This window comes from Vulcanococcus limneticus LL, assembly GCF_002252705.1.
GTDB classification, from domain to species: Bacteria; Cyanobacteriota; Cyanobacteriia; order PCC-6307; family Cyanobiaceae; genus Vulcanococcus; species Vulcanococcus limneticus.
On the sequence record NZ_NQLA01000139.1, the window covers coordinates 1 to 1,240 of the forward strand.

Consider the following 1,240-nt stretch of genomic DNA (forward strand, 5'->3'; position numbering starts at 1 on the left):
TGACGTGACCCCCTTTGTCGGTCCAGTCCTTATGAGAGTGGGTGGATGTGGTCATGCTGCAACTCCCTGTTGAGCTGCCTCCAGGGGCGTACGCCCCTGGAGGGCCGAGTGCGGCCTGAGTGAGTTGTACTCCCAGCGCCAGCGATCGGCCAGGATCTGCGCCTCCGGAGCTGTGGTGAATAGCTCGGTGTTGAGGAACTCATCCCGGAAGCGGCCATTGAACGACTCCACAAAGCCGTTCTCCCACGGGGATCCTGGCTCGATGTAGGCCGTGGTGGTGGTGCCGCTGGCCTCGCACCAGTCCCGCAGAGCCTGCGCGATGAACTCCGGCCCGTTGTCCGAGCGGATGAAGGCTGGTGCGGGGTAGAGGCTGGTGAGCTCCTCCAGCACCGCCACCACGTCCTTGGCCCTGCAGCGCCTGCCCACCCGGATCGCCAGGCAGAGACGGCTGTGCTCGTCGATCACGTTCAGAAACTTGAGTCTGCGGCCGTCGGCGGTGGCGTCGAACTGGAAGTCCATGGCCCAGACCTGGTGGGGGTGCTGGGCCCGATGCCGCCTGACCGAGCCGTCGGCAGGCCGTGCCCGCTTTCGCTTCCTGGGCGTAGGCCGCTGCAGGCCTTCCTCCCTCCAGATCCGTTGCACCCGTTTGTGATTGACGGTCCAGCCCTCGCGCCGCAGGAGGCGGTAGGCCATCCGGCGGCCCCAGCGGATGTGGTCTGCGGCGATCTCCCGTAGGCGATGCCTGAGCTTGCCCTCCTCGATCGAGACGACCTTGCAGGGATGGCGTTGGGTGCTGCGGTACTGGCCCACCACCCGGCAGACCTGGCGTTCAGAAGCCCGGTAACGCTCCTGCAGAACCGTGACAGCCCTGCGGCGGCGTTCCGGGCTCAGAAGTTTCCCTCGGCGAGATCCTTGAGCATCGCCTTCTCCAGCTCGGCTTCTGCCAACAGCTTTTTGAGCCGGGCGTTCTCCTTTTCCAGCTGAGTCAGCCGCCTGGCCTCCTCGGCCTGCATGCCCCCGTACTGCTGCCGCCAGCGGTGGTACGTCGGCTGCGTGACCTCGATCACGCGGCAGACGTCGGCGACGGTCTTGCCCTGGGCGATCAGCTGCTCGGCGGTTTTGAGCTTGCGGATGATCTGCTCTGCTGTGTGCCTGGTGCGTTTCATGGTCGAGTCCCCGGCCCAGTCTGGCCGGATGAGGACTCTCATTCACCCTGGACCGGTTTCCGGGGTCCACGTCA

At 65.8% G+C, this 1,240-nt stretch carries 1 protein-coding gene; it reads right to left on the minus strand.

Annotation, left to right across the window (positions count from 1 at the left end; all coding sequences use genetic code 11):
• Positions 1-51: 51 nt before the first annotated feature.
• Positions 52-1,166 (minus strand): IS3 family transposase gene (locus CJZ98_RS17760; protein WP_094592425.1). Its coding sequence is split into 2 segments (ribosomal slippage): positions 52-905 and positions 905-1,166, totalling 1,116 coding nucleotides; the frame shifts between segments, so codons are not numbered across the junction.
• Positions 1,167-1,240 lie beyond the last annotated feature (74 nt).